This is a genomic window from Streptomyces sp. NPDC051578 (genome assembly GCF_044454045.1).
Lineage (GTDB): Bacteria > Actinomycetota > Actinomycetes > Streptomycetales > Streptomycetaceae > Streptomyces.
The window spans coordinates 96,888-122,920 of record NZ_JBITDH010000002.1 but is presented as its reverse complement, the minus strand read 5'-3'; the positions used below and the strand labels follow the sequence as shown (position 1 = coordinate 122,920).

Below are 26,033 nucleotides of genomic sequence, written 5' to 3'. Positions count from 1 at the left end.
CCGCCGGGGCCCCCGCGAGGTCAGTCCCGCGGCGGGCCCCAGCCGAGCAGGAGCGCGGTGCTGACCAGGCCGATGTGGCTGAACGCCTGCGGGAAGTTACCGAGTTGGCGTCCGGCGACGGGGTCGTACTCCTCGGCTAGCAGGCCCACGTCGTTGCACACGTCCAGCAGCCGCTCGAACAGCTCGCGCGCCTCCTTGCTCCGGTCCGTCAGGTGCAGTGCGTCGGCCAGCCAGAAGGAGCAGGCCAGGAAGACCCCTTCGTCACCGGGCAATCCGTCGACGGAGGGGCCTTCGGTGCTGTAGCGGCGGACGAAGCCGCTGGCTCCGAGTTCCTCGCGCACCGCGTCGACGGTGCCGATCACCCGCGGGTCGTCGGGCGGCAGGAAGCCGACCCTGGGGATGAGCAGGGTCGCGGCGTCCAGCTCGCGCGAACCGTAGTACTGGGTGAAGGTGTTGCGCTCCGGGTCGTAGGCGTTCGCGCAGACGTCGGCGTGGACCTCGTCCCTTATGGCCCGCCAGCGCTCCACGTCGCCCGGCATCGAGGGGTCGTGCTCCAGCGTCCTGACGGCGCGGTCGGCGGCGACCCAGGCCATCACCTTGGAGTGGGTGAAGTGGCGGCGCGGGCCGCGGACTTCCCAGAGCCCCTCGTCTGGGCGCCGCCAGTTGCGCTCCAGGAAGTTCAGGAGCGCGAGCTGGATCTTCCAGGCGTGCCGTTCCGTGGGCAGCCCGCTGGCCCGCGCCAGGTAGAGGGCGTCCATGACCTCCCCGTACACGTCCAGCTGGAGCTGGTCCACGGCCGCGTTGCCGACGCGGACCGGGGAGGAGCCGGCGTAGCCGCGCAGCCAGGGAAGGTCGGTCTCGGGAAGCCTGCGCTCGCCCGCGATCCCATACATGATCTGGAGGTCGGCGGGGTCCCCGGCCACCGCGCGCAGCAGCCAGGCCCGCCAGTCGCGGGCCTCGTCGTGGTAGCCGGTGGCGAGCAGGGAGCCGAGGGTGAGGGTGGCGTCGCGGAGCCAGCAGTAGCGGTAGTCCCAGTTGCGCACGCCGCCGAGTTCCTCGGGGAGGGAGGTCGTGGCGGCGGCGACGATGCCTCCGGTCGGGGCGTACGTCAGGGCCTTGAGGGTGATCAGGGAGCGGACGACCGCCTCCCGGTAGGGGCCCACGTAGGCGCAGCGCGAGGCCCATTCCCGCCAGCCGGCGAGGCTCTGTTCGAGCGCCTCGTCCGGGTCCAGGGGCTCGGGCCGCGGCTCGTGCGAGGGGTGCCAGGTCAGTACGAAGGCGACCTTCTCGCCGGCCGCGACGGTGAACTCGGAGCGGGTGCTGTTGTCCTCGCCCCAGGTGCGTACGGGCGGCCGGCTGCGGAACCAGGCGGAATCGGGTCCGGCGATGGCGACGCGGTCGCCGTCGCGCCGGCGGACCCAGGGCACGATGTCCCCGTAGTCGAACCGCAGGCGCAGGGTGCTGCGCACGGTGACCTCTCCGGAGACCCCTTCGACGATCCGCATGACGTCGGGCATCACGTCGCGCTGCGGCATGAAGTCGATGACCTTGACCGTGCCGTGCTCGGTTTCCCAGAAGGACTCCAGGACGAGCGAGTCGTCGACGTAGGCGCGGCGCGTGCACCCTTCGCCGTCGGCGGCGTCCGCCGGGGCGATGCGCCAGTGGCCGTTCTCCTCGTCTCCCAGCAGGGCGGCGAAGCATGCGGCCGAGTCGAAGCGGGGCAGGCACAGCCAGTCGATGGACCCGTCTCGGCCGACGAGTGCGCTGGTCATCAGGTCGCCGATGAGTGCGTAGTCTTCGATGGGTTGTGTCATTTGTGCGCTCTTCCCCCGAACACCGGGGGCCAATCAGGTCCGCGCCCCGCCCGGCTCGGGGGACCCGGAGGGCGCGGACCCCGGCGTCAGTTCCGGACGAGGAGCAGTACGGCTCCCATGATCACGCCGAGGGCGAGGGCGAGCGCCCCGTGGGCGGGGCGGGGCGTCCGCAGCGCCGCTACGGGCAGCAGGCGGTCGGCCGCGTACCGGCCGGGGCCGGTGAGGGCCAGGGCCGCGGCCCCGGCGGTCAGCAGCAGTTCGTATTCGATGCCCTTCGGGGCGAAGAACGCTCCGGCGCCGTGGACGGCGATCGCGTTGATCATGGTGCCGACGACGGCGGCGCCGGCGAGCGGGGTGAGCAGCCCGGCGGCGAGACCGAGACCGCCGAGGGTCTCGGTGAGACCGGCGAGGGCGGCCATGGCGTCGCCCGCCGGGTAGCCGCTCGCGGTGAAGAACCGGCCCGTGCCGCTGACGCCGCCGCCCCCGAACCAGCCGAACAGCTTCTGGGTGCCGTGGGCGGCCATGGTGAGGCCGAGGACGAGGCGCAGGAGGAGCAGTCCGGCGTCGTGGGCCGTGGTGCCGGTCGTGGGGGCGGGGGCGGCCGGGGCGGCGGCCGGAGCCTTCGTCGCGGTGGCGGAGGCGCTGGTCATGGGGGGGATCCTTCCGGTCGGGCCGGTCCGGCGCGACAGACACGGGTTGTTCAAATTCGAACCGGCTGTGCAAGACCCTAAGCCATTGATTCAAATTGGAACAACATGTGTAGTCTGGTGTCATGGCTGGGACGAGATGGCTGGACGACCGCGAGATGCGCGCCTGGAGCGGCTTCCTCGCCGCCTCCGCCTTGGTGAACCGCCGCCTCGACCAACAGCTCAAGGAGGACTCCGGACTCTCGCACCCCCAGTACGAGATACTCGTCCGGCTCGCCGCCGCACCCGGCCGTGAACTGCGGATGACCGAGCTGGCGAACGGGCTGATCAACTCCAAGAGCGGGCTGACCTACCAGATCACCCAGATGGAGAAGGCGGGCCTGGTCCGCCGCCGCAGCTGCCCCTCCGATGTGCGCGGGGTCTTCGCCGTCCTCACCGAGGCGGGCCTCGCCCGGCTGGAGGAGGCGGCGCCGGGGCACGTGGCCACCGTCCGCGAGGTCCTCGTGGACGTCCTGACGCCCGAACAGCTCGACGCGCTGGCGGCCGGCCTGGGTGAGGTCGGCCGCCGGCTCAGGGAACAGGGCGCCTGAGGCGCACCGCCGGGGACTTCCCGCCCGCGCTGCACGGGCGTCACCGGGTCCTCGCCCGCCGCTACTTGGGCATCAGGACCGTGTCGATGATGTAGACCTTGGCGTTGGCCGTCGTGACGTTGCCGCAGACCACGTTGGCACTGTTGCCGATCTTGTAGGAGCCCTCCGAACCGGCCGTCGTGAGCGTGCCCTTCTCCAGGGTCTCGAACGAACCGGACTCCAGCTGCTGCGGTGTCAGCGTCCGGCCGACGACGTGGTGCGTGAGGATCTTCGTCAGGGTCGCCTTGTCGGCGAGGACCTTGTCGAGATCGGCCTTCGGGATCTTCGCGAAGGCGTCGTTGGTGGGCGCGAACACCGTGATGTCCTTCGCGTTGTTGAGCGTGTCCACCAGCCCGGCCTTCTTGACGGCCGCGACGAGCGTGGACAGGGCCGGGTTGTTCGAGGCGGCGGTGGCCACCGGGTCCTTCGCCATCCCGTCGAAACTGCCGGCGCCCTGCTCGGGCACCGTGGCGCAGGCCGGACCGAACGGGGCGTCCGCCGCCGCGGCGGGCGAGGGGGCGGCCGCGGGATCGGCCGGTCCTGAGGCGGCGCTGCCGTACCCCGCCTCCTGGTCGGAGTCGGAGGAACAGGCGGCGAGGGCGAAGGGCAGGACGGCCGCGGCGGCGAGGGTGAGGGCCGTACGGCGGGCACGGAGGCTGTTCATGGAACTGGTTCTCCTTGATCGGTGCGGGTTCATCGGGTGGGTTCGTCGGAGGGGTCAGTCGGGGGGGGATCGTGGGGTGGGCTGTGGTCAGCCGACGCTGACGACGACCGAGTGCCGGCCGCTCGCCCCGTCGGGGATCGTGGGCCGCCGTTCCTCGGTCTGGGTGGTCCCGGACCGGTCGGTGGCACGGACGGTGAGGGTGTGGCCGCCGGTGACGGCCTGCCAGCGGTAGGACCACTGCCGCCAGGTGTCGGCGGAGTGCTCGGCCGCGAGGTCGGCCGGCTCCCAGGGGCCGTCGTCGACGCGTACCTCGACCCGGTCGATGCCCCGGTGCTGCGCCCAGGCGACTCCGGCGACCATGACGGTGCCGGGTGCGGGGCGGGCGAAGGGCCTCGGGGTGTCGATGCGGGCCTGCGTCTTGACGGGCGCCTCCCGGGCCCATTTCCGCCGGACCCAGTAGGGGTCGTAGGCGGCGAAGGTGGTGAGCTCGATGTCCTCGATCCACTTGCAGGCCGATACGTATCCGTACAGGCCCGGCACGAGCATCCGTACCGGGAACCCGTGGGCCAGGGGCAGGGGTTCGCCGTTCATGCCGACGGCGAGCATCGCGTCACGGCCGTCCATGACGGCTTCCACCGGGGTGCCCAGGGTCATGCCGTCCACCGAACGGGCCACGAGCTGGTCGGCCGGCCCCCCTTTCGACGGCGGCCGTACGCCCGCCTCGGCCAGCAGGTGGGCCAGGCGTACGCCGAGCCAGCGGGCGTTGCCCACGTATGGGCCGCCGACCTCGTTCGAGACGCAGGTCAAGGTGATGTCGCGCTCGATGAGCGGCCGGCCGAGCAGCTCGGCGTAGCTGTAGGTGCGGGGGCGGCCGACGCCCTTGCCGTGGACGCGCAGCCCCCAGGTGTCCGCGGAGACGGCGGGGACCACCAGGGCGGTGTCGACGCGGTAGAAGTCCGCTCCGGGCGTGGTGAACGGGCTGATGCCGGGGACGCGCAGGGACGCCCCGCGGGGCACGGCGGGGGCGGGTGAGGCCGGCGCGGGCAGTCGTACGGCGGCCCGGGAGGCGGCCGCGTCCCTGACCCGCGAGGAACCCAGCCGCCGGCCGAGGGCTCCGGCGGCCGTCGAGGCCGCGGCGGCGGCGCCGGCCGCCAGGAGGAAACGCCGGCGGCTCGCCGCCGTGCCGGAAACGATGCCGCGGGCCGCGGCCGCCCGGCCGGTCAGCGCGTACAGCAGCGCCGCCGCGGCCAGGGCGCCCGCCAGGGACGGCAGGGCGTCGGCGGGGCCGCCGGAGTCGGGCCGGGTGACGGCGGCGGCCCCGCCGACGAGACCGAGCAGGAGGATCCCGGCGCATCCGCCGCGGCGGTGGCGCAGGGCGAGGAGACCGAGGGCGACGCCCGTCAGCGCGAGGACGACGAGGATGCCGAACCGGAGGACGAGCTTGTCGTCGGTGCCGAAGTGCCGGACCGCCCAGTCCTTGAGCGCGGACGGAGCCCGGTCGATGGCCGCCCCGCCGACCGCGGTCACCGGCCCCGCCTCGGGGCGGACGGCGGCCGAGACCAGTTCGGCGACGGCCAGGGCGGCGTAGCCGGACAGCAGGCCGCTCAGCGCCGCCGGGGCGGTACGGGCGATGGTGGCTCGGTCGATCCTCACGCCGGGTCTTCGGAGCCGCCGGGCGGCCGGATTGCCCCTTCATCGCGTGACGTGGCGGGTCCTCGGATGCCGTACCCGGGGCGGCGGTCCGCGGGGCGCGCCGTGCGCCGAGGTGGGACGCTGGAAGTGGCTGCCGCCGGCCCGCCGTGTGGGGTGTCGTCCCCCGCCCCGGGCCGCCAACCGTCAGCATGGGCGAACACGCGCACCACTCCAGCCGCACCGGGAGAATCTCGTGAAGATGCTGATCAACAGTGCCGAGACCGTCGTCGCCGACGCGCTGCGCGGACTGGCCGCCGCGCACCCCGAACTGGACGTCGACGTCGAGCGAAGAGTCGTCGTACGGCGGGACGCGAAGGACGGCGGACGGGTCGGTCTGGTGTCCGGGGGCGGTTCGGGCCACGAGCCGCTGCACGCCGGGTTCGTGGGCCCGGGCATGCTGTCGGCCGCGTGTCCCGGGGAGGTGTTCACCTCGCCGGTGCCCGACCAGATGGTGCGGGCCGCCGCGGCCGTCGACGCCGGTCAGGGCGTGCTGTTCATCGTCAAGAACTACACCGGCGACCTACTGAACTTCGAGATGGCCGCCGACCTCGCAGGCGAGGACGGGGTCCGGATCGAGCAGGTGCTCGTCAATGACGACGTCGCCGTCACCGACAGCCTCTACACGGCGGGGCGGCGCGGTACCGGCGCGACCCTGTTCGTGGAGAAGATCGCCGGGGCGGCCGCCGAGGAGGGCGCCCCGCTGGATCAGGTCGCGGCGCTCGCCCGCAGGGTCAACGAGTCCTCGCGCAGCTTCGGCGTCGCCCTGAGCGCCGTCACCACACCGGCGAAGGGCAGCCCCACCTTCGACCTTCCCGTCGGCGAGCTCGAACTGGGCATCGGGATCCACGGCGAGCCCGGCCGGGAGCGGCGGGCGATGATGCCCGCGCGGGAGATCGCGGACGTGGCGGTGGGCGCCGTACTGGACGACCTGGAACAGGTGGCTCCCGCCGACGGGCCGGTGATCGCGCTGGTCAACGGGATGGGCGCGACCCCGCTGCTGGAGCTGTACGGGTTCCACGCGGAGGTGGCCCGGGTGCTGTCCGAGCGGGGGGTGCCGGTCGCCCGGACCCTCGTCGGAAACTACGTCACCTCCCTCGACATGGCGGGCTGTTCGGTGTCCCTGTGCCGGGCCGACGAGGAACTGCTGCGCCTGTGGGACGCCCCGGTGCAGACCGCGGCCCTGCGGTGGGGGCGGTGAGCGGCCGTCAGGGCCCCCGGCCCGGCCCGCCGCCGTGGCCCCGTCGTCAAAGCACCGGGCGCGCGCCGGTGGACCGTATGGTGGCGGTGCGAGACCGGTCGGGCGGACGTGAGGCGAGGAGATCCGGTGCGTGACACAGACTTCTTCCGGCGCTGGATGGACACCGCCACGGCGGTCGTCGAACGCGAGGCGGACCGGCTGACCGAACTCGACTCCCCCATCGGGGACGCCGACCACGGGAGCAACCTGCTGCGCGGCTTCATGGCCGTCCGGGCGGCCCTCGCCGCCGGCGAACCGGCCGTGGCGTCCCCGGGCGAGGTCCTCCAGCTCGCCGGCCGGACCCTGATCTCCACGGTCGGCGGGGCGTCCGGACCGCTGTACGGGACGCTGCTGCGCCGCGCGGGCAAGGAGCTCGGCGACGCCACCGAGGTCTCCGACGACGCGCTGCGCGAGGCCCTGTACGCCGGGGTGGGCGCCGTGGCGCAGCTCGGCGGGGCGGCGCCGGGCGACAAGACGATGCTGGACGCCCTGGTGCCGGGGGTGGCCGCGCTCGGCACCTCCTACCGGGCGGCCGCCGACGCGGCCGAGGAGGGCGCGCGGGCGACCGTGCCGCTCCAGGCACGCAAGGGCCGGGCCAGCTACCTGGGTGAGCGCAGCATCGGGCACCAGGATCCGGGCGCGACCTCGTCGGCCCTGCTGCTGGACGCCCTCGCCGAGGTCGCGGAGGGCGCGGCGTGAGTGCGCAGCGGGCCTGTGTCGGCATCGTGCTGGTCTCGCACAGCGCGAAGGTCGCGCAGGCGGTGGCCGAGCTGGCCCGGGGCCTGGCGGGGGGCGCGCCGTCCGTCCTCGTCGGCGTCGCGGGCGGCACCGGGGACGGCGGGCTCGGCACCAGCTCGGAGCTGATCGTGCGCGCCGCACGGGAGGTGGACACGGGCGCGGGCGTGGCGATCCTGGCCGACCTGGGCAGTTCGGTGCTCACCGTCAAGTCACTGCTCGTGGACGGGGAGCTGCCGGACGGCAGCCGGCTGCTCGACACGCCGTTCCTGGAGGGTGCGGTGGCCGCCGTGGTGGCCGCCTCCGCGGGCGCGCCGATGGACGCGGTCGAGGCCGCGGCCGGCGAGGCGCACAAGTACCGCAAGGGCTGACCCGCCGGCCCCGGCCGATCGGCCGGGGCCGACCGCTACCGTCCGCGCAGGGTCTCGATCTCGCGGCGTTCCCGCTTCGTGGGCCGGCCCGCGCCTCGGTCGCGGATGCCGACCACGGCCGCCTCGACGGGGGTCGGCGGCGGCGGGCTCTTGTCGATGTAGCACTCGGCGGCCACCGGCGCGCCGACCCGCTTGGCCACCGGCTTCTGCACCACCACGATCCGCTCGCGGCCGGCGTGGAAGAGCCGGACCTCGTCGCCCGCGCGCACGGCCTGGGCCGGCTTGGCCCGATCGCCGTTGACCTTCACATGACCCGCGCGGCAGGCGGTCGCCGCCGTCGAGCGGGTCTTGGTCAGGCGCACCGACCAGATCCACGCGTCGACCCTGACCGTCCCCGATACCTCATCAGTCATGACCCGACTTTATCGAGACGGGCGGCGGGGAGGGGAAACACTTTCGGCGGATACCACAACAGCCTTCGCAGCTGCCATGTACAACTGCCTGATGGAATTGCAAATGCGCCGAGGGTGCCCCTACCTTGTCGCTTATGCAGTCCTACACCATCGGAAAGGCCGCGCGTCTGCTGGGCGTCAGCCCGGACACGGCGCGCCGCTGGGCGGATGCCGGCCGGGTCGCGACCCATCGCGACGAGGGCGGGCGCCGGCTGATCGACGGCCGGGCGCTGGCCGCCTTCTCCGTCGAGGTGGGCCAGGGCGCCCACAGCGAGGAGGAGGAGCCGTACACCTCGGCGCGCAACGCCTTCCCCGGGATCGTCACGGCCGTCAAGGTCGGCGACGTGGCCGCCCAGGTGGAGATCCAGGCCGGTCCCCACCGCCTGGTGTCCCTGCTCACCCGTGAGGCCGTCGAGGAGCTCGGCCTGGAGGTCGGCATGCAGGCCACCGCCCGCGTGAAGTCCACCAGTGTGCACGTCGACCGCGCCTGACCGCGGTTCCCGCACCCCCGCTCAGCACCACCGAACGTCCCCACCCGCTCCGCCCGTCCCCCGGCGCGGGTCACCACCGCGCGGTCCCGGCACCCGAGCCGACCGCCGACCCGACCGAGGAGCACCCGCCCATGTCCCCGAACCCGACCCGCCGCCGCGCCGCCGCCACCCTCACCGCTGCGCTCCTCGTGCCGGCCCTGTCCGCTTGCGGCTCCGACGGCGGGAAGTCCGGCGCGACGGCCTCGCCGAGCGCATCCGCTTCCGCTTCCGCTTCCGCCCAGGTCAAGCCGGCGAACCTGACCGTCCTCGCCGCCTCCTCCCTCACCGACGTGTTCAAGACGGCGGGCGCCGCCTACGAGAAGTCGCACCCGGGCACGAAGGTGACCTTCTCCTTCGCGGGTTCGCAGGAACTCGCCGCGCAGGTCAAGCAGGGCGCCCCGGCCGACGCGCTGGTGACCGCCGACACCAAGACGATGGACGGCCTCAGGGCAGAGACGGGCGACGCGACGGTCATCGCGAAGAACCGCCTGGTCATCGCGACCGGCAAGGGCAACCCGTTCAAGATCGACGACCTCAAGGACCTCGCCGACAGCAAGATCAAGGTCGTGCTCGCCGCCCCCGAGGTACCGGTCGGCCGCTACAGCAAGCAGATCCTCGACGCGCAGAAGATCGAGGTCAAGCCGGTCTCCCAGGAGCCCAACGTCCGTGCCGTGCTGAGCAAGGTCGAGCTGGGCGAGGCCGACGCCGGTCTCGTCTACAAGACGGACTCCGCCAAGTCGGGTGACAAGGTCGTCAACGTGGACATCCCCGACGACCAGAACGCGGTCGCCTCCTACCCGGCCGCCACGATCAAGCAGTCCAAGAACGGCGAGGCCGCGGCAGCCTTCGTGGCGTGGCTGAGCACCCCCGAAGCGCAGAAGATCCTCCAGGACGCCGGCTTCCAGAAGCCGTAACGGCTCCCGCGGCCCGAACGCGGGGAGGGGGTGCCTGACCGGGGGGGACAGGCAGCCCTTTTCCTTCGTACAGCGCTCGAACGGCTGTCCCGCCACCCGCAACGCCCGCAGCCGAGAACCCAGCCAGGAACCGCCCCATGAGCAGACTCCGTACCCGCGTTCGGCCGCCCGTGGCCCTGGCGTTGCCCGCGCTCCTCGCCGTGGCGTTCCTGCTGCTGCCGCTCCTCGGCATCCTGAGCCGCACCCAGTGGGGTGAACTGGGCACCCATCTGGGCAGCCCGGGGGTGGAACAGGCGCTCAGGCTGTCGCTGCTCGTCTCCTGCTGGGCACTGGGCCTCTCGCTCCTGCTCGGGGTGCCGCTCGCCTGGCTGCTGGCCCGCGTCGACTTCAAGGGCAAGGCGTTCGTACGGTCCCTCGTACTGCTTCCGATGGTGCTGCCGCCCACCGTCGGCGGTGTGGCGCTGCTTCTGGGCTTCGGGCGCCGCGGGCTGCTCGGGCCGTGGCTGGAGGGCACCTTCGGCATCACGCTGCCGTTCCACACCTCGGGCGCCGTCGTCGCCGCCACCTTCGTCGCGATGCCGTTCCTCGTCATCAGCCTGGAGGGCGCGCTCGGCGGTCTCAAACGCAGCTACGAGGAGACCGCGGCCTCCCTGGGTGCCTCGCCGGTACGGGTGTTCTTCACCGTGACCCTGCCCATGGTGGCGCCCGGCCTGGCCGCGGGCGCTGCGCTCACCTGGGCGCGGGCGCTCGGCGAGTTCGGCGCCACCATCACCTTCGCCGGGAACCTCCCCGGCACCACCCAGACGCTGCCGCTCCAGGTGTACCTGCTGCTACAGGACAGCCCGGAGGCGGCCACGTCGGTGTCCCTGCTGCTGCTCGCGATCGCCATGGGTGTGCTGATCGCCCTGCGCGGCCGCTGGACCGGCGCACCCGTCAGCCGCGACCCGGCCGCGGCGCCCGCCCCCGTGACCGGGGAGACCCCCGAGCCCGTCGCCGCCGCCGAGCCGTCCGCCCCACGCCCCGACAGCGGCCACTGGCCGCTGCACGCCGAGGTCACCGGCTTCAACCGGCTCACCCTGGACGCCGGACCCGGCACCACGATCGCCGTCGTCGGCGAGAACGGCGCCGGCAAGACCACCCTGCTCCGGGCCCTGCTCGGGCTGAGCCCGCGCGCCCACGCCACCCTGCGACTGGGCGACACCGACGTCACCGCCCTGCCCCCGCACCGGCGGGAGGTGGCCTGGGTCCCGCAGGACGGCGCGCTGTTCCCGCACCTGAGCGCCCTCGCCAACACCGCGTACGGGCTGCGCGCCCGCCGGGTGCCGCGCGCCGAAGCCCGTGCCGAGGCGCAGGCGTGGCTGGACCGGCTCGGCGTCGGCCACCTGGCCCGGCGCAGGCCGGCGCAGCTGTCCGGCGGGCAGGCGCAGCGCGTGGCCCTGGCCCGGGCGCTCGCGGCGCGCCCCCGGCTGCTACTCCTCGACGAGCCCCTCGCCGCCCTCGACCAGACGACGCGGGCGCGCGTCCGGCACACCCTGCGCACCCATCTGGCCGGCTTCGGCGGCGTCTGCCTGATCGTCACGCACGATCCCGTCGAGGCGGTGTCGCTGGCCGACCGGGTCCTCGTACTCGCCGAGGGGCGCACCCTCCAGGACGCCCCGCCCTCCGAAGTCACCCGCCATCCGCGCTCCCCGTGGGTGGCGCGGATGCTGGGCCGGAACGCCTGGCCGGGCACCACCACCCCGAAGGGGCTCGAACTCGCCGGCGGCGGGCTCCTGGTGGTGCCGGAGGCGCTGCCGCAGGGGTCGCAGGCGCTGGCGATCATCGCCCCGGAGGCGGTGTCCGTGTACCGGGAGCGGCCCGGCGGCAGTCCGCGCAACGTGTGGCCCGGCACCGTACGGGAGGTCACCGCGGTGGGGAGCCGGCTGCGGGTGCTGGTCGAGTCGGCCGAGGCTCCGGACCTCGTCGCGGAGATCACCCCCGAGGCCGCGACCGAGCTCGGCGTGGTCGACGGGGCCGAGGTGTGGACCAGCGTCAAGGCCACCGAGGTGACGCTCGTACGGCTTTGATCGGGCGTCAGGCTCCGGTCCGCACCGAGAGCCAGTCCCCGGCGGCGAAGGCGTCGACACCGACCAGGGTCCGTTCCCCGCGGGCCGCAGCGACCGTAAGGACGCCCTCGGAGCGTCCGGCCGCGAAGCGGGGTGCGTCGAGGGTCAGCAACGCGGCCCGTTTCCCGGTCGTGCGGCGGAACTCCGCGAGCAGCCCTTCCAGCAGGGCGGCCTCCTTGCGGTCCACGCTCTGCGGCGCATGACGTTCCACGACGGCCACGGCGCCCGTGTCCGGCTCCCGGGCGGCAGCCGCCAGGGCCTCGCGCACCGCCCGCATCCGGTGCAGCCCGGCGCCCCGCTCCAGCGTGCGGTGGCCGCTGTCGAGCGGCATGAACCGTACCCCGCGGTGCACGGCCCCGGGCCGGCCCGCGCGGAGCACGAAGTCGACGCCCGGCGGCGGCGCCTGCCCGGCCGGGACCACCGCGAACCGCCAGGGCCGCGCCGCCACCTCGGCGGTGGTGCCCACCACCGGATCCGCGGCCGCGGGCACGGCGGGGGCCGGGCCGGTCGGCGGGGTGGCGGCGGTCAGCGTGTCCAGGAGCAGCCGGCCGGGCCGCGTCCCGGGCGCCGCCGAGAGCCGGGTCACGGTCAGCGGCGGCTGCGCCCGGCCCGGCAGCGGCAGGGTGACCCGGCGCCGGCCGGACCAGGTCACGGCGGGCCCGCGCAGGGGGAGGGCGGCCCCGTCGGCGTCGGCCAGGTGCACCGTGGGGCGGGCTCCGGAGCCGTCCCCCGTCACCCACAGGGACACCGAACGGGCGAGCTCCGGCACGGGGACCCGGGCGGGCGGTGTCGCGGACGCCCCGGCGGCGGTGGGGGCCAGCGCCAGCGCCCCGGGGGCGGCCGTCGCACCGGGCCCGGTCCAGCGGGCGGCGTCCGCCAGGTCGGCGAGCGGCAGGTCCTCCAGCCCGACGCCGAGGGCGAGTTCGGCGGTGGCTCCGGTCGCCCGGACGGTGACGGCGAGGCGTCCGGTGGCGTGCGGGACCCGGGCGGTCACGGTGAAGGCGCCGCGGCCGTCGTCGGTCACGCTCCAGCGGGAGCGGTCGAACCGGAGCGTGACGTCCCGGGGTTCGACCGGCGCGGCCGCGCCCTGCGCGTCGTAGCCGGTCAGCGCGAACCCGGCGTGCTCGGCGGGGCCGGCGAGGCCGATGCGGTCGCTGGTGGGCCGGAGCCGGGTCAGCGGGCCGAGGACGTCGACGCGCAGCGCGTGGAAGACCCCGTCCGGGCCGATGCCGCCGCCGCGTGCGGACCACTGCGGGGCGCCGGGGGCGGGGCCGAGGGCGGCGTCGTGGCCGGTGGCGGTGAGGGTGCGGGTCAGCCCGGGGAAGGTACGGGCCGGGCCGGCGACGGGCTCGACGCGGTACCCGGTGAGGCGGCCTGAGCCGGCCGGGACGGTGAGGACGAGCCCGTTGGGGACCGGGCGGAGCGCGCCGTCCGACGGCGAGTTCTCGACGGTCAGAGCGGTGGTCCCGCTCCGTCCGGCGAGCAGGGTCGAGGAGCCGCCGCCGTCCAGGTTGAGGGCTTCGGACGCCCCGAGCCGGCGCATCATCCGGCCGAGCCCGGTCAGGGTGAGGCCGCCGCTGTCGCGCTGGCGGCCGTCGACGGTGACCAGGCGCAGCCGCCGGCCGCCGTCCGAGAGGCCGACGGCGGTGCGCGGGGCGGCCGTGTCGTTGGGTTCTCCGTCGTGGACCTGCGGGGTTCCGGCCAGGACCAGCGGCTCCCGGCCGCCGAGCGCCGTCACCGGGGCGGGGGCCGGGGCGCCGGGCGCGGGGGCCGGGGCGCCGGGCGCGGGGAGCGGGGCGCCGGGCACGGGGAGCGGGGCGCCGGGCACGGGGAGCGGGAGGGCCGTCACGGCCACCGGGTCGCCGGGGCGGAGGCGGCCCAGTTCGGCCGCCGCGGGCCCGGTGGCGACGAGGACGGTGGTCCCGGGGACGGGCCGCCGGGCCGGCTGCCGGACGGGGCCGGTCACCCGGCCGTCGCGGAGTTCCACGGCCCGCGTCGCGGCGGCGGGCATGCCGGTGCCGGGCCAGTCGCCGGTGTAGAGGACGAAGCCGTCGGCGGGCGGCCGGGCGGCGTTGTAGCCGGCCAGGGGGCGTACGGCGCCGCCCGGCAGGGTGACGGTCCCGGACAGGCCGAGGCGCAGGAGCCGGCCGCCGCCGTCGGGGCCGAAGCCGACGGCCAGGCCGCCGCCGGGGCCGGGCGATGCGGAGTGCAGGAGCCGTCCGGCGCGCAGCCCGGGGCCGAGGGGGGCCTTGGTGCCGCGGATGTCGAAGAAGTCCCCGTTGACGGCGCCGACGATCCGCCGCCCGGGCCCCGCCGGATGCCGGGCGGCGGCTTCGGCGAGGGTGCCGAGGCGCGTCGGGTCCCGGCCGGGTCCGCCGAGGTACTCGGCCCGTACGCCGTCGGCTCCGCCGAGGTCGGCCACGAGTTCGTCGATCCGCAGCCACCGGTCAGCCTGGAGGCGGTCGTAGGACTCCAGGCGGACCCCGGGGGCGATCTGCCGGGAGGTGCGGGCGGTCTCGATGCCGTCGTCGCCGGCCGGGGCCGGGCCCGCCGCGACGAGGGCGGCGCAGACCAGGGAGGCGAGGGGGGCGATGAGCAGCCGCCGCGGGTTCGACACCCGGGCAGCATCGAACGCGGGACCGCCAACCGAGAGCCCGTTCCCCATGCCACGCCCGCGGATCCACCCATTCGCCCCACCGGCCCGCGTCCCCCGGCGCCGGCTGCACCCATTCACCCCGCCGGGCGACGGCACCCGCAGACCGCGCTACGTGCCCGGCCGTCACACTGCGCCGAGCGGCGGCACGGGGCTCACCCGCGGGCCGCGCGCCGCACTACGACGCCTCCGCCGGCACGCCACACCCCCATCCACAGCCATGCGCCCGCCGGGCGACGGGCACGCGGCAGACCGCGCCCCGTGCCTCGGCCTCACACCGCACACCCGGCCACAGCCATTCCGCCGGGCGGCGGCACCCGGCACACCCGCACGCCACACCGCGAAGCCCCGGCCGTCACACCACGCCGAGCGGCGGCACGGGGCACACCCGGAGCCCGCGCCCCATGCCCCAGCCCTCCCGCCAGGCCCCGGCCACAGCCACTCGCCCCACCGAGCGGCGGCACACAACGCCCGGTAGACCCGCACGCCACACCGCGAAGCCCCGGCCGTCACACCACGCCGAGCGACGGCACGGGGCACACCCGCAGCCCGCGCCCCATGCCCCAGCCCTCCCGCCAGGCCCCGGCCACAGCCACTCGCCCCACCGAGCGGCGGCACACAACGCCCGGCACACCCGCACGCCACACCGCGAAGCCCCGGCCGTCACACCACGCCGAGCGACGGCACGGGGCTCACCCGCAGCCCGCGCCCCATGCCCCGGCCCTCCCGCCAGGCCCCGGCCACAGCAACTCGCCCCACCGGGGGGGCAGCTCCCGGCACCCGGCACACCCGCACGCCGAGGCACACCCGCAGCCCGCGCCACGTGCCTCGGCCCACACGGCGGAGCCCCGGCCGTCACACCACGCCGGGCGGCGGCACCCAACGCCCGGCACACGTCAGACCCGAAGCCCGCACACCGCACACCGCACACCGCACACCGCACCGCGAAGTCCGGTCGGCCTGCCACTCCCCCGGACGGGGTCTCAGCCCGCCGTCGGCGGTTCCGGGGCGAACTCCGCCCACACGCACTTCCCGCCGCCTCTGGGTTCGACTCCCCAGGCGTCCGCCAGCCCGTCCACCAGCAGCAGGCCGCGTCCCGACATCGCCCACTCCCCCGCCTCCCGGCGGTACGGCAGGGCGCTGCTGGTGTCCTCCACCTCGACCCGGATGCGGCCGTCCACGGTCCGGCGCATGCCGACGTGGCCGCCCCCCTCGGTGTGGACCAGGGCGTTGGTCATCAGCTCGTCGGCGACCAGCACGATCTCGTCGGACCTGCCGCGCGCGCCCCACGCTTCCGTCGCCGCACGGATCAGGTGCCGGGCGTGGGCGGGGGCCGCCGGGTCGCCCGGGTCGAGCCGGTGGCGCAGCGGGCCCCCGCCGCGCGGGGCCGGCGTACCCCGGCGGCGCAGCAGGAGCAGCGCCATGTCGTCGCCGCCGCCCGCGTCGCCGATGAGGTCGCACAGCACGTCGGCGAGTTCCTCGACGTCGACCGGGCCGTCACGGACCGCGTCCATCAGTTCGCGCATGCCCCTCTCGGAGTCACCCGCGGGGCGTTCGGTCAGGCCGTCCGTGCAGAGCACCAGCGTGTCGCCGGGGTGCAGGTCGAGGGCGGTGACGGGATACCCCGTACCGGTCGCGGGCGCGGTTTGCGGGCCGTCGGGCGTGCGCAGTCCGAGCGGGAGGCCGCCCGCCACCTGGACGCGGTGTGCGCTGCCGTCGCCGCGCCGCAGCACCGGGTCGAGGTGGCCGGCGCGGACCATGCGCAGCGTCCCGGTGTTCAGGTCCACTTCGGCGTAGGTGCAGGTGGCGAACCGTTCCGTCTCCAGTTCGCGCAGGAACGCCGAGGCCCGCGCCATCGCGGTGCCGGGGGTGTGCCCCTCGGCGACGTAGGCGCGCATCGCGATGCGCAGCTGGCCCATGACGGCCGCCGCGTCCGTGTCGTGCCCCTCCACGTCGCCGATCATCACCCCGACCCGCCCGTCGCCGAGCGGGATGACGTCGTACCAGTCGCCGCCGATGTCCCGGCCGATCCTGGCCGCCCGGTAGCGGACGGCGATCCGTACGCCGGCGACCTCCGGGATCCGGCGCGGGAGCATGGCCCGCTGGAGGCCCTCGGCGAGGTCGTGTTCCTGTTCGAAGAGGATGGCCCGCTGGAGGCTCTGCGCGATGCCGCTGCCCAGCGCCATGAGCACGTTGCGTTCCTCGGCGGTGAAGTCGCCGGGGCGGGTGTAGAGCAGTCCGAGTGCGCCGATGGCCCTGCCCTGGGCGATGAGGGGGAGGTAGACGCCGCTGCACACGTCGAGCGGCTCGATGTAGGGCCACAGCGTCGGGTAGCGCTCCCGGAAGTCGTCCCGGGAGGCGATGAAGACGGGGCGCAGGCTCCGTACGGCCTCGCTCATCGGGAACTGCGCGTCGATCCGGGTGTACTCGATCTCCGGTACGTACGAGCCGAGCCGTCCCTCCGCCACCAGGTGGATCCGGCCACCGTCCACGACCCCGAGCATCACGCTGACCGCCCCGAGGTGGCCGAGCGCCTCGGGGTCCTTGAGGACGTCGGTGACGTCGTTGACGGTGCGGGCGTGCGCGAGGATGGCGGTGGTCCGCTCGACCACCCCGGTCATCCGGCGCCGTCCTTCGTCGTGCGACCCGTCGGCCCCGGGTTCGCCGGGGTCGTGGGCGGCGTCGCGGAGGATCCCGATGATCCGGTACGGACGGCCTTGCGGGTCACGCAGGATGTGCCCCTGGATGTGGTTCCAGCCGGCGCTGCCGTCCCGCCGCCTGCTGCGGAAGTAGGCCCCGTAGTGGCTGCGCCCCTCCTTGAGTGCCTGCGCGACGCGTGCGTCGATCCGCGCCTCCTCGCCCGACACGAGGCGGGCGCGCAGCCCGTCGGGGGTGCCGCTGAACTCGTCGGGGCGCAGGTCGAGGACCTTGAGGGCGGTGGGGTCCAGGTGCATCTGCCCGCTGTCGAGGTCCCAGTCGAAGGTGCCCATGCGGTTGAGCGCGAGGCTGGTGTCCGGCCGCGCCGGCCAGTCGAATTCGGGGGCCGTCTCTCCCCGCTGGTCCATGCAGCCAGCCTCTCACGTGTTATCGGACGTCGCCGGGTGCGGGCGGACTGGAGGAAGAGCCGGCGGGGGAGCTGGCGGAGGAATCAGGTGGGGATGCGGGTGGGGAATCCGGGGAAGCGGGTGAGGACTCGGGCGGGGAGCCGGGCGGCGCCGGCTCGGACGGTGGTCCGGAATAGGTCCCCGGGCCCGGAGATTCCGGCTCGGAGGCGGGCGGGGACTCGGGGGGAGAGGCCGGGGACTCGGGGGGAGAGGCAGGCGAGGCCGGGGACTGCGGCGGGTTCGACGCGGGCGGGGACTCGGGCGGCGACTGGGCCGGCGACTGCGGCGGCGAGACGGGCAGCGGTTGCGACGAGGGCGGCGGCGGGCTCTTCACCTCCGGCGGCGGCACCGTCTTGTCGTGCTTGCCCTGGTGGTCGTTCCGGTCGCGCTCGACCCAGTGCCCTTCGTGCCGGTCGTAGATCACGAACTTGTTCACGACGGTCACCGACGGTGCGATGACCACCACGCGGGAGGGCTGGTACGAGGGCCACGGCCGGCCGGTCCGCTTCGGCTCGCCCCGCAGCGCCACCGGGGGCGACAGCGGGTTTCCGCAGGCGCAGCGCACCCTCGGCACGCCCCTGTCGTCGACCAGCACGGCCGTCCCGGCCTGGAGCACGGCCTGGTAGGCGGTGGGCTTGCCGTCACGGTAGCCGTGGTTGGTGACCCGGGTGTCGACGCGCAGCTGGAGGGGGGTCAGGGAGCGCAGGTAGTCCGGGACGGAGGCCGGCCGGAGGGAGAGCGCCGAGGCGAAAGCCTCGTTCTTCGGCGGTTGCGCGGACAGCGCCCGGATCTGTTTTTCCACATCGCAGCTGGCCACGTCCTTGGTGCCGCCGTAGAGCCCGGGCGCGGCCCCGGTGACGCTGCGGGTGACCGTCGTCCCGCCCGCCGCCGCGCTCGGCGTGGCCGTGCCCGGTGCGTGCGGGGACGGGCTCTGCGGGGGCTGCGTGCCCTGGTCGGTGGCGGTGGATTCGGTGAACGGGTCGGGGCCGGCCGCGGCAGCCGGCTGGAGGAAGATCTCGCCACCCGCCTTGCCGGACGGCGTCCCGCCGGGCCGGGTGAGGACGACCACCAGGGCGGCGACGGCCGCCATCGCGACCACGGCCGTGGCCAGCCGGGGTACGGAACGCCACCAGGGCCCCTTCGGCGGCTGCCCGCCCGGCCCCGACGGGGGTCCGGCGGGAGGCGACAGCGGCGGGCCGCCCCCGTGGCGGCCGCCCGAGAGCGGGCCGGACGGCGGACCGGCCGGACGGTCGCCCGGAGGTCCGCCGGACGGCCGCCGTGAGGGCGGCCGCGGCGGTTCCTCGCCTGAGGGTTGCGTGGTCACGGGCTCCTCTTCCCCTGCGAAGGTGTTCCGGGTGCCGGCCCGGCCCGTCGGTCCCGCGACTGCCGGACGGACGTGACCGCACATCACCCATAACCGTGCACACCATCGTTTTTTGCACCTGCGGACCATTGTGTGCGGCCGCCGGGTGGTGGCCGCAAGCCGGGGGTGTCACCTTTGCGGGGTGAGCAGTCCCTCGACGACGCCGGCCTACAGGGCGGTGAAGGCATGGCGTGACGGCTTCGTCGCCGTGGTGGCGGGGTTCGCGGTCATGTTCGCGGTCGCCTCGGCCGGAGCGGCCTGCGCGGGCGCCGGGAACCTGCCGGGCGGCGCGTTCCCCCGGGTGGCCGCCGCGGTGGTCGTGATGGCGGCCGGAGGCTCGGTCGGGGTCTCCGGCGGGGCCGGCGCCCTGGCCGGCGCCGACGCCGACCTCTCCGTGATGCCGCTGTCGGTCGCGCTGGCCGGTGCGCTGATCGTGGGCTGCGCCTTCCTGCGGCCGCTGCGGGGCCGGGCGGTCGCCGGTCCACGGGAACTGCTGGGCCGGGCCGTGCCCTTCGTCGTGCTGTGGCTGCTCGCCCTGATGGGAACCGGCCTCGCGGCCCGGCAGACCTTCGGCCTCCTCCCGGGCGATTCCCCGCTCGGGGACATCGGTGAACTGCTCGACTCCGCCCCCACGGTGGGCTTCGAGACCGATCTGCCCGTGACCTTCTTCGGCGGACTGCTCTGGATCCTCGGCCTGTTGGCGGTGACCCTGCTGGTGTCGCGGCGCGCACCGCTGCCCGCCTCGGTGCTCCGCTTCCACACGGCGGTGCGCCCGGCCGCCTTCGCCACCCTGGTGCTGCTCCTCGCGTACGTCGTGCTCGGGGTCGTCACCGGTCTCGTGGTGGCGGGCACCCAGGGGCACGCGGAACGCACCCTGGCGGTCGTGCTGCTGGGCCTGCCGAACCTGGTGTGGATCGCCCTCTCGCTGGGGCTGGGCGGGGCTTGGGAGGGCCGGGTCGAGGGGCCGTTCGGGCTGCCGATGCCGCATCTGCTCGACCAGGTGCTGCGCGGCCCGGAGCGCGCCACGGTCGACGTGTCCACGCTCGCCCGGCAGGACTCGCGGGCGTGGTGGCTGGTGGTGGTCGCCGCGGTCCTGCTGCTGCTGGGTACGGGGGTGCTGGCCGCCGTCCGCTCCCCGGCCGGTGTCCGGCCCTGGCGGCACGCCCTCCACCTGGGGGTGGCGCTGGCCCTGGCGGTTCTGACGGTCTGTCTGCTGGCAGGCGTGAACGCCGGGTTCGGCCTGTCGCTCCTGGGGATCGGCGATGTGGGCGGTCTCGGCGGCAGGGTCGAACTGGCCCCGGTGCTGTGGCGCAACACCGGCCTGGCCCTGCTGTGGGGTGCGGTGGCCGGATTCCTCGGAGCCCTCATGGCCCGCCCGCTGCGCCACCGGGGTCCGGTGGCGAGCAAGGGCCCGGCGGGGCCGTGACCGAGGGGTTGCCGTGGTGGGCAACCGATGATCCATACGGGTGAACCGGCTGGGATCGGTTCGGCGGTGAATCGATTCCGCGTGCCAACCTCACCTCCGTGAACACGTTTAAAGGCCTGTTCCGGCCGCTCCATGCCGGCGGCCTGCTTGCCGTCTCCGCAGTCGCCCTGATCCTCTCCACCGCGCTCCCCACCGGAGCGACCCCCACCGCGGCCCGCTACCTCGCCGGCCCCATCGGGGCCCGGGACGCGACACCGCGGCAGGTTTCGGCGAGCGCGGTCTTCTGCCCCGACGGCATGCTCCTCCAGTCCGGCGGCTACTCCCTGGAGAACGGCAACACCGGTCCCGTCCTGGCCAGTCACCCCGTGGTCGGACCCGACGGCCGCAAGGGCTGGTACGCCTCCGCCTCGCACGCCGACGTCAGGGCGTACGTGCTGTGCCGCTCCGCCCTCGACTCCGACTCCTGACCGGCTCCCCCCTTCACGCACCGCCGCCCCGCGGCCGGAACACCGGCATCGCCCAGCGCGGCGGTGGCGGCGCGGGACCCCGGTCCGCCGCGGGCCCGAGGACGTCCGCGACCGGCGTCGCCGGACGGCCGGAACCCGCCGCCCCGGCCGGCTTCCCCGCCTCCCCCGCCCTTCGCAGGGCGCCGGTGAACTCCAGGCAGTCGCGCCAGCGTTGCTCCGGCGACTTGGCCAGCGCCTTGCCCAGCACCTCGTCGACCGCCGCCGGCAGGTCGGGCCGCCGCGAGGTCACCGCGGGGGGCTGGTCGAACTGGTGGGCCCAGAGCAGGGCCATGTCCTCATCACGCTGGAACGGCGGTGCCCCGGTCAGCATCTCCTGGACGACGCACCCCAGGCTGTACACGTCGCAGCGCCCGTCGACCGGTTTGCCGGAGATCTGCTCCGGCGCGACGTAGTCGAGGGTCCCCACGAACTGTCCGACACTCGTGAAACCGGTCAGCGACAGCGACTTCTTCGTCAGCCCGAAGTCCGTCAGGTACACGTACTCGGGGTGGTCGCTGTCGGTGCCCTCCGCCACCAGGATGTTGCCCGGCTTCACGTCCCGGTGGACCAGGTCGTGGGCGTGGGCGGCGTCCAGCGCGGAGGCCACCTGGCCCGCGATGCGCGCCGCCGCACCGACGGGCAGCGGACCCGTCCGGTCCAGCAGCGCCCGCAGGTCCTGTCCGGCGACGTAGCGCATCGCGATGTACAGCAGGCCCTCCGTCTCGCCGGCCTCGAAGACGGGCACGATGTGCGGGTGGTCGATGGCGGCCGCCACCTTCGACTCGTGGATGAAGCGCTGCCGGAACGTGTCGTTGCGGGCGAGCTCGGGCGCGAGCAGTTTCAGTGCCACCGTCCGGTCCAGCCGCAGGTCCAGTGCCTTGTAGACGACCGCCATCCCGCCGCGCCCGATCTCGCTCTCCACCCGGTACCCGGCGATCTGCTTCCCCCGCAGGTCGGATGGCCGGCCTGCGGGCGCTGCGGCGGACATCACCGGTCGCCGCCCTCGGGGCTCTCCACGACCAGTGTCGATTCGTGCCCGGCGTCGGCGGGTCCACGGGCTCCTGCGTCGGCTTCACGGCCGGTGTCCGACGCGTCGGGCGGCGGCGCCGCGGCCTCGGAGCCGGGCCCGGAGACGACGGCGAAGGTCTCCGCCCCGCCGCCTTCGCCGTACAGCCAGCGCCCGGCCGCCTCGTCGTAGAGCCACACCGCCTCCCCCTCGATCACCAGGCCGGCGCGCAGTCCCCGCGTGGCCCTGCGGAACGCCTCGGCGTCCGCCCGTCCGGAGGCGAGTTCGTCGGCGGCCTGCCGGTAGCGCTCCAGCGCGTCGGCGGTGCGGGCCAGCAGCGGACGGGGGTCCTCCGTGCGCCCGAGGGGCCGCCCGCCCGTCGGCGGCGGCTGCGGCACGGCCACCAGGAGCCGGCCGTCCACCCACGCGGACCATCCGTTGGAGCACAGCACCTCGCCCCATTCGCCTTGCCGGGACAGCAGCTGTACGGGCAGGAACGGGTCCAGGGCGGCGGTCGGCCGGGACACGTCCGGCGCCTCCCAGGCGGGCAGCCCGTCCTGGGGCACGACGTGCGTGGGCCGGAAGTCCGAGGCGTCGGCGGGGCTCGTCATCGAGGTCACCGGGGCTACTTCCTCATGATCGCGGGCTCGTGCCGGCGCAGCAGCCGGGCGACCAGCACCCCGAACAGCACGGACAGCGCCACCAGCATCCCGATGTCGAGCAGCCACACCCCGGCGGAGTGGGCGAACAGCGGATCGTCGGTGATCTTGCCGGGGACGATCGCACGGAGGTCGATGGTGCCCGCCATGGCGCCGAGCGCCCAGCGGGAGGGAACGAGCCAGGCCAGTTGCTGGATCACCGGTGCGCCGTCCAGCCGGAGCAGGGCCCCGCAGAAGACCACCTGCACGATCGCGAGGAGGACCAGCAACGGCATCGTGACCTCCTCCTTCCTGACCAGCGCGGAGATCAGCAGGCCGAGCATCATCGCGGTGAACGACAGCATGGCGACGGCGATCGTGAGCTCCACGAGCGGGGGCAGGAAGACCCCCTTGCCGCCGGGCGCGTTCGTCTTCACCCCGAGGAGCGCCACGAGCGTCAGCACCACGGCCTGCGCGACGGTGACCGCGCCCAGTGCCACCACTTTCGACATCAGGTAGGCGGAGCGGGAGAGGCCCACGGCGCGCTCGCGCCGGTAGATGGTCCGCTCCTTGACCAGTTCGCGTACCGCGTTCGCGGCGCCGGTGAGTACGCCGCCCACGCTCAGGATGAGCAGGGCGTTGATGGCCGTCTCCTGGGTGAGGGAGCGCCCGGCCAGGGCGCGGGCCATCGCGCCCATCACGAACGGCAGGGCGACCATGACGGCGAGGAAGGTGCGGTCGGCGCTGAGCGCGGCCGCGTAGCGCCGCACCAGGGTCGACAGCTGCGCTCCCCAGCTCTGCGCCTTGGGCGGCGGGGCGGCGAATCCGCCCGGCCCGGCCGGGGCGCCGTCCCCGACGGACGGGTGGCCGGGCACCTGGACGTACTTGCGGTACAGGGTCGAGGAGCGGTATTCGCCGGCCCAGTCCCGGTCCTGCTGGTTCTCGAAGGCTTCGAAGGCCTGCGGCCACTCCTCGAAGCCGAAGAATCCGAGGGATTCCCCGGGCGGCCCGTAGTAGGCGACGCGTCCGCCGGGGGCGAGGACCAGCAGCCGGTCGCAGACTTCGAGGCTCAGCACGCTGTGGGTGACCACGATCACGGTCCGGCCGTCGTCGGCGAGGCCGCGCAGCATGTTCATCACGGAGCGGTCCATGCCGGGGTCGAGTCCGGAGGTCGGCTCGTCCAGGAAGAGCAGGGACGGCTTCGTCAGCAGTTCCAGCGCGACGGAGACCCGTTTGCGCTGGCCGCCGGAGAGGCTGTGGATGGCCTGGTCGGCGCGCTGCCCGAGTCCCAGCTCCCGGATCACCTCGTCCACCCGGGCCTGCCGCTCCGCCTTGGCGGTGTCCTGCGGGAAGCGCAGCTCGGCGGCGTAGGTCAGGGCGCGGCGGACGGTGAGCTGGGCGTGCAGGATGTCGTCCTGCGGGACGAGGCCGATGCGGCTGCGCAGTTCGGCGTAGTCGTGGTAGAGGTCGCGCCCGTCGTAGAGGACGGTGCCCCGGTCGGCGGGGCGCAGCCCGGTGAGCGCGCCGAGCAGCGTCGATTTGCCGGCGCCGCTGGGGCCGACGACCGCGAGCAGGCACTTGGCGCCGACGGGGAAGGAGACGTGGTCGAGCAGGACCTTGCGGCCCCGGTCGACGGTGACGGCGAGGCCTTGGACGTCGAGGGAGACCTCGCCGGTGTCCACGTACTCCTGGAGCCGGTCGCCGATGAGGCAGAAGGCGCTGTGCCCGATGCCGACGATGTCCCCGTCGGCGACGCGGGCCCGCTCGACGCGGACGCCGTTGAGGTACGTGCCGTTGTGGCTGGCGAGGTCGGCGATCTCGTAGGTGCCGTCGGGCAGGGCGCGCAGTTCGGCGTGGCGGCGCGAGACGACGAGGTCGTCGATGACGAGGTCGCTGTCGGGGGCCCGGCCGATGCGGACGGTGCGCGCGGGCAGCTGCCGTACGGAGGTGGGCCGGCGGAAGGCGCCGGTCAGGGCGGGGTTCGAGACGGAGGACGGGCGGCCCGGGGTGTGCTCGGGGGCGGCGCCGAGGAGGACGACGCGGGGGCCGTCCTCGGCGCTGCCGAAGCGCAGTTCGCTGCCGGGGCCGACGCTCCACGCGTGAACGCGGTGGCCGTCGGCCCAGGTGCCGTTGGTGCTGCCCTCGTCCTCGACCGTCCAGTGGTCGCCGTCGGGGCGCAGGACCGCGTGGTGCCAGGAGACGCGGGCGTCGTCGAGGCAGATCTCGCAGAGGGGGTCGCGTCCGACGTGGTAGGTCCGGCCCGGGCTGATCGGGGTGGACCCCCGGGCGGTCTCCAGCACGAGTTCGGGTGCGGCCGGCACACCGGGTCGCGAGGCCATGGTCAGATTTTCCCACGATCCGACCCAGGCGGCATAGCAGCAGGTCAGCGGGCTCTTATGGGTAATGACAACGGTCCCCGTTGCAGCCTTTGCCGTTGCGCGGAAGGTGCGTTTCACTTGCGGCGTCGGAACCGAACACACGGGGGACGCCATGACCGGACACGACCACGGGCCCGAGCACGACCACGCCGGGGATTCCCGTCCCGGCGGACACGCCGGGCACAGCCACGGGGTGGCCGCGGACGCCGACCGGCGCTGGCTGGCGATCGCCCTCGGCCTGATCGGCGGCTTCATGGCCGTCGAGGTGGTCATCGGCGTCCTGGCGCAGTCCCTGGCCCTGATCTCCGACGCCGCGCACATGCTGACCGACGCGGTCTCGATCGTGCTCGCTCTGATCGCGATGCGGCTCGCCGCCCGCCCGGCCCGCGGCGGGTTCACGTACGGCCTCAAGCGGGCGGAGATACTTTCCGCCCAGGCGAACGGCCTGACCCTGCTGCTGCTGGCGGTGTGGCTGGCGTACGAGGCGGTGCGGCGCCTGATCGAGCCGCCGGCGGTGGAGGGCGGTCTGGTCCTGGTGACGGCTCTGGCGGGCATCGTCGTCAACGTGGCGGCGGCCTGGTGCATCTCGAAGGCGAACCGGACCTCCCTGGCCGTCGAGGGCGCCTACCAGCACATCCTGAACGACCTGTTCGCCTTCATCGGGACCGCGGTGGCCGGTCTGATCGTGCTGACCACCGGTTTCCGCCAAGCCGACTCGATCGCCTCCCTCGTCGTCGTGGTGCTGATGGTCAAGGCGGGCTACGGCCTGGTCCGCGAGTCGGGCCGGATCTTCCTGGAGGCCGCCCCCGCGCACATGGACCCGGACGCGGTCGGCGACCGCCTCGCCGGGCACCCGCCGGTGACCGAAGTCCACGACCTGCACATCTGGACGATCACCTCCGGCCAGGCCGCGCTCTCGGCACACGTGCTGGTGGAGCCCGCGGGCGACTGCCATGCGGTACGCCGGGACCTGGAACGGCTCCTGGCCAAGGAGTACGGGATCACGCACACGACCCTCCAGGTGGACCACGTCCAAGAAGCCCTCCTCTCCGTCGGCCGGGCCGGCGAGGACCCGGAGCCCGGCGACCCGCACTGCGCGGACGCGCACGGTCCGGTCCACCGGGCCGGCCCGCACGATCACTGACGGGCCGCGCGGCGGGGCATATATG

21 protein-coding genes are annotated in these 26,033 nt (G+C 74.7%); 10 read left to right on the top strand and 11 right to left on the bottom strand.

Annotated elements, in window-relative coordinates; all coding sequences use genetic code 11:
- Nucleotides 1-20: 20 nt before the first annotated feature.
- Both ACIA6C_RS11515 and ACIA6C_RS11510 read right to left on the bottom strand, forming a co-directional pair.
- Nucleotides 21-1,814 (bottom strand): glycoside hydrolase family 15 protein, encoded by a 1,794-nt coding sequence (locus ACIA6C_RS11515; RefSeq protein WP_399274739.1) that lies wholly within the window; start codon nt 1,812-1,814, stop codon nt 21-23.
- Nucleotides 1,815-1,900: 86 nt separating this feature from the next.
- Entirely contained in the window at nt 1,901-2,464 is a 564-nt protein-coding gene (locus tag ACIA6C_RS11510; RefSeq protein WP_399274737.1) for a DoxX family protein, read from the bottom strand.
- Nucleotides 2,465-2,586: 122 nt separating this feature from the next.
- On the opposite strand from ACIA6C_RS11510, the gene ACIA6C_RS11505 reads away from it, so the two are divergent.
- Nucleotides 2,587-3,051 (top strand): MarR family transcriptional regulator, encoded by a 465-nt coding sequence (locus ACIA6C_RS11505; RefSeq protein ID WP_366082197.1) that lies wholly within the window; start codon nt 2,587-2,589, stop codon nt 3,049-3,051.
- Nucleotides 3,052-3,112: 61 nt separating this feature from the next.
- On the opposite strand, the gene ACIA6C_RS11500 is transcribed toward ACIA6C_RS11505, so the two are convergent.
- On the bottom strand, nt 3,113-3,754 hold the full coding sequence (locus ACIA6C_RS11500) for a fasciclin domain-containing protein (RefSeq protein WP_399274735.1): 642 nt from the start codon (nt 3,752-3,754) through the stop codon (nt 3,113-3,115).
- A gap of 87 nt (nt 3,755-3,841) precedes the next feature.
- The gene (locus ACIA6C_RS11495; protein ID WP_399274733.1) at nt 3,842-5,407 is read right to left on the bottom strand and encodes a molybdopterin-dependent oxidoreductase; all 1,566 of its coding nucleotides are present in this window, start codon (nt 5,405-5,407) and stop codon (nt 3,842-3,844) included.
- Nucleotides 5,408-5,645: 238 nt separating this feature from the next.
- Here ACIA6C_RS11495 and dhaK point away from each other — a divergent pair, with 238 nt between their 5' ends.
- The 3 genes from dhaK (at nt 5,646) to ACIA6C_RS11480 (ending at nt 7,789) form a co-directional block, all read left to right on the top strand.
- Nucleotides 5,646-6,644 carry a dihydroxyacetone kinase subunit DhaK gene (dhaK, locus tag ACIA6C_RS11490; protein ID WP_399274731.1) on the top strand — a complete coding sequence of 333 codons (999 nt, stop codon included), beginning with the start codon at nt 5,646-5,648 and terminating at the stop codon, nt 6,642-6,644.
- A 156-nt stretch (nt 6,645-6,800) separates the two neighbouring features.
- Nucleotides 6,801-7,382 carry a dihydroxyacetone kinase subunit DhaL gene (gene dhaL / locus ACIA6C_RS11485; RefSeq protein WP_399276187.1) on the top strand — a complete coding sequence of 194 codons (582 nt, stop codon included), beginning with the start codon at nt 6,801-6,803 and terminating at the stop codon, nt 7,380-7,382.
- Nucleotides 7,379-7,789 carry a PTS fructose transporter subunit IIA gene (locus tag ACIA6C_RS11480; protein ID WP_366083288.1) on the top strand — a complete coding sequence of 137 codons (411 nt, stop codon included), beginning with the start codon at nt 7,379-7,381 and terminating at the stop codon, nt 7,787-7,789. The genes dhaL and ACIA6C_RS11480 overlap by 4 nt, the downstream gene beginning before the upstream one ends.
- A 35-nt stretch (nt 7,790-7,824) precedes the next feature.
- On the opposite strand, the gene ACIA6C_RS11475 is transcribed toward ACIA6C_RS11480, so the two are convergent.
- Nucleotides 7,825-8,202, bottom strand: a complete 378-nt coding sequence (locus tag ACIA6C_RS11475; RefSeq protein WP_399274729.1) for an RNA-binding S4 domain-containing protein — start codon at nt 8,200-8,202, stop codon at nt 7,825-7,827.
- A 134-nt stretch (nt 8,203-8,336) separates the two neighbouring features.
- Here ACIA6C_RS11475 and ACIA6C_RS11470 point away from each other — a divergent pair, with 134 nt between their 5' ends.
- The 3 genes from ACIA6C_RS11470 (at nt 8,337) to ACIA6C_RS11460 (ending at nt 11,751) form a co-directional block, all read left to right on the top strand.
- Nucleotides 8,337-8,732, top strand: a complete 396-nt coding sequence (locus ACIA6C_RS11470; RefSeq protein ID WP_399274727.1) for a molybdopterin-binding protein — start codon at nt 8,337-8,339, stop codon at nt 8,730-8,732.
- A 131-nt stretch (nt 8,733-8,863) separates the two neighbouring features.
- Nucleotides 8,864-9,685, top strand: a complete 822-nt coding sequence (modA, locus tag ACIA6C_RS11465) for a molybdate ABC transporter substrate-binding protein (RefSeq protein ID WP_399274725.1) — start codon at nt 8,864-8,866, stop codon at nt 9,683-9,685.
- Between the two features lie 137 nt (nt 9,686-9,822).
- Complete coding sequence (locus ACIA6C_RS11460; protein WP_399274723.1) at nt 9,823-11,751, top strand: ABC transporter permease; 1,929 nt, start codon at nt 9,823-9,825, stop codon at nt 11,749-11,751.
- Nucleotides 11,752-11,758: 7 nt separating this feature from the next.
- Here the strand turns inward: ACIA6C_RS11460 and ACIA6C_RS11455 are convergent, their stop codons facing one another.
- The 3 genes from ACIA6C_RS11455 to ACIA6C_RS11445 form a co-directional block, all read right to left on the bottom strand.
- Nucleotides 11,759-14,407, bottom strand: coding sequence for a phosphodiester glycosidase family protein (locus tag ACIA6C_RS11455; RefSeq protein WP_399274721.1), 2,649 nt, complete (start codon nt 14,405-14,407; stop codon nt 11,759-11,761).
- Between the two features lie 1,019 nt (nt 14,408-15,426).
- On the bottom strand, nt 15,427-17,508 hold the full coding sequence (locus tag ACIA6C_RS11450) for a SpoIIE family protein phosphatase (RefSeq protein ID WP_399274719.1): 2,082 nt from the start codon (nt 17,506-17,508) through the stop codon (nt 15,427-15,429).
- A 19-nt stretch (nt 17,509-17,527) separates the two neighbouring features.
- Nucleotides 17,528-18,637 carry a DUF6777 domain-containing protein gene (locus tag ACIA6C_RS11445; protein WP_399274717.1) on the bottom strand — a complete coding sequence of 370 codons (1,110 nt, stop codon included), beginning with the start codon at nt 18,635-18,637 and terminating at the stop codon, nt 17,528-17,530.
- Between the two features lie 415 nt (nt 18,638-19,052).
- Between ACIA6C_RS11445 and ACIA6C_RS11440 the strand changes: the two genes are divergently transcribed.
- Nucleotides 19,053-20,336, top strand: coding sequence for a streptophobe family protein (locus ACIA6C_RS11440; protein WP_399274715.1), 1,284 nt, complete (start codon nt 19,053-19,055; stop codon nt 20,334-20,336).
- A 98-nt stretch (nt 20,337-20,434) separates the two neighbouring features.
- Nucleotides 20,435-20,803: a hypothetical protein gene (locus ACIA6C_RS11435; RefSeq protein WP_399274713.1), complete on the top strand. Its 369-nt coding sequence runs from the start codon at nt 20,435-20,437 to the stop codon at nt 20,801-20,803.
- Between the two features lie 13 nt (nt 20,804-20,816).
- Here the strand turns inward: ACIA6C_RS11435 and ACIA6C_RS11430 are convergent, their stop codons facing one another.
- Genes ACIA6C_RS11430 through ACIA6C_RS11420 form a run of 3 tightly spaced genes read right to left on the bottom strand, consistent with a single transcriptional unit; the run spans nt 20,817 to nt 24,825 of the window.
- A complete protein-coding gene (locus ACIA6C_RS11430; protein ID WP_399274711.1) occupies nt 20,817-21,830 on the bottom strand; it encodes a serine/threonine-protein kinase in 1,014 nt (337 codons plus the stop codon).
- Nucleotides 21,830-22,459: a hypothetical protein gene (locus ACIA6C_RS11425; RefSeq protein ID WP_399276185.1), complete on the bottom strand. Its 630-nt coding sequence runs from the start codon at nt 22,457-22,459 to the stop codon at nt 21,830-21,832. Before ACIA6C_RS11425 ends, ACIA6C_RS11430 begins: the two co-directional genes overlap by 1 nt.
- 14 nt (nt 22,460-22,473) lie before the next feature.
- A complete protein-coding gene (locus ACIA6C_RS11420; protein WP_399274709.1) occupies nt 22,474-24,825 on the bottom strand; it encodes an FHA domain-containing protein in 2,352 nt (783 codons plus the stop codon).
- A 151-nt stretch (nt 24,826-24,976) separates the two neighbouring features.
- Between ACIA6C_RS11420 and ACIA6C_RS11415 the strand changes: the two genes are divergently transcribed.
- Nucleotides 24,977-26,008: a cation diffusion facilitator family transporter gene (locus tag ACIA6C_RS11415; RefSeq protein ID WP_399274707.1), complete on the top strand. Its 1,032-nt coding sequence runs from the start codon at nt 24,977-24,979 to the stop codon at nt 26,006-26,008.
- The last annotated feature ends 25 nt before the right edge of the window (nt 26,009-26,033 follow it).

What these genes read in the sequence shown, in the direction of transcription:
- ACIA6C_RS11500 (WP_399274735.1), bottom strand. Translation starts at nt 3,754, where the DNA reads ATGAACAGCCTCCGTGCCCGCCGTACGGCCCTCACCCTCGCCGCCGCG.
- dhaL (WP_399276187.1), top strand. Translation starts at nt 6,801, where the DNA reads ATGGACACCGCCACGGCGGTCGTCGAACGCGAGGCGGACCGGCTGACC.
- ACIA6C_RS11425 (WP_399276185.1), bottom strand. Translation starts at nt 22,459, where the DNA reads ATGACGAGCCCCGCCGACGCCTCGGACTTCCGGCCCACGCACGTCGTG.
- ACIA6C_RS11475 (WP_399274729.1), bottom strand. Translation starts at nt 8,202, where the DNA reads ATGACTGATGAGGTATCGGGGACGGTCAGGGTCGACGCGTGGATCTGG.
- ACIA6C_RS11460 (WP_399274723.1), top strand. Translation starts at nt 9,823, where the DNA reads ATGAGCAGACTCCGTACCCGCGTTCGGCCGCCCGTGGCCCTGGCGTTG.
- ACIA6C_RS11415 (WP_399274707.1), top strand. Translation starts at nt 24,977, where the DNA reads ATGACCGGACACGACCACGGGCCCGAGCACGACCACGCCGGGGATTCC.
- ACIA6C_RS11450 (WP_399274719.1), bottom strand. Translation starts at nt 17,508, where the DNA reads ATGGACCAGCGGGGAGAGACGGCCCCCGAATTCGACTGGCCGGCGCGG.
- ACIA6C_RS11430 (WP_399274711.1), bottom strand. Translation starts at nt 21,830, where the DNA reads ATGTCCGCCGCAGCGCCCGCAGGCCGGCCATCCGACCTGCGGGGGAAG.
- ACIA6C_RS11505 (WP_366082197.1), top strand. Translation starts at nt 2,587, where the DNA reads ATGGCTGGGACGAGATGGCTGGACGACCGCGAGATGCGCGCCTGGAGC.
- ACIA6C_RS11420 (WP_399274709.1), bottom strand. Translation starts at nt 24,825, where the DNA reads ATGGCCTCGCGACCCGGTGTGCCGGCCGCACCCGAACTCGTGCTGGAG.
- modA (WP_399274725.1), top strand. Translation starts at nt 8,864, where the DNA reads ATGTCCCCGAACCCGACCCGCCGCCGCGCCGCCGCCACCCTCACCGCT.
- ACIA6C_RS11470 (WP_399274727.1), top strand. Translation starts at nt 8,337, where the DNA reads ATGCAGTCCTACACCATCGGAAAGGCCGCGCGTCTGCTGGGCGTCAGC.
- ACIA6C_RS11515 (WP_399274739.1), bottom strand. Translation starts at nt 1,814, where the DNA reads ATGACACAACCCATCGAAGACTACGCACTCATCGGCGACCTGATGACC.
- ACIA6C_RS11445 (WP_399274717.1), bottom strand. Translation starts at nt 18,637, where the DNA reads ATGGCGGCCGTCGCCGCCCTGGTGGTCGTCCTCACCCGGCCCGGCGGG.
- dhaK (WP_399274731.1), top strand. Translation starts at nt 5,646, where the DNA reads ATGCTGATCAACAGTGCCGAGACCGTCGTCGCCGACGCGCTGCGCGGA.
- ACIA6C_RS11510 (WP_399274737.1), bottom strand. Translation starts at nt 2,464, where the DNA reads ATGACCAGCGCCTCCGCCACCGCGACGAAGGCTCCGGCCGCCGCCCCG.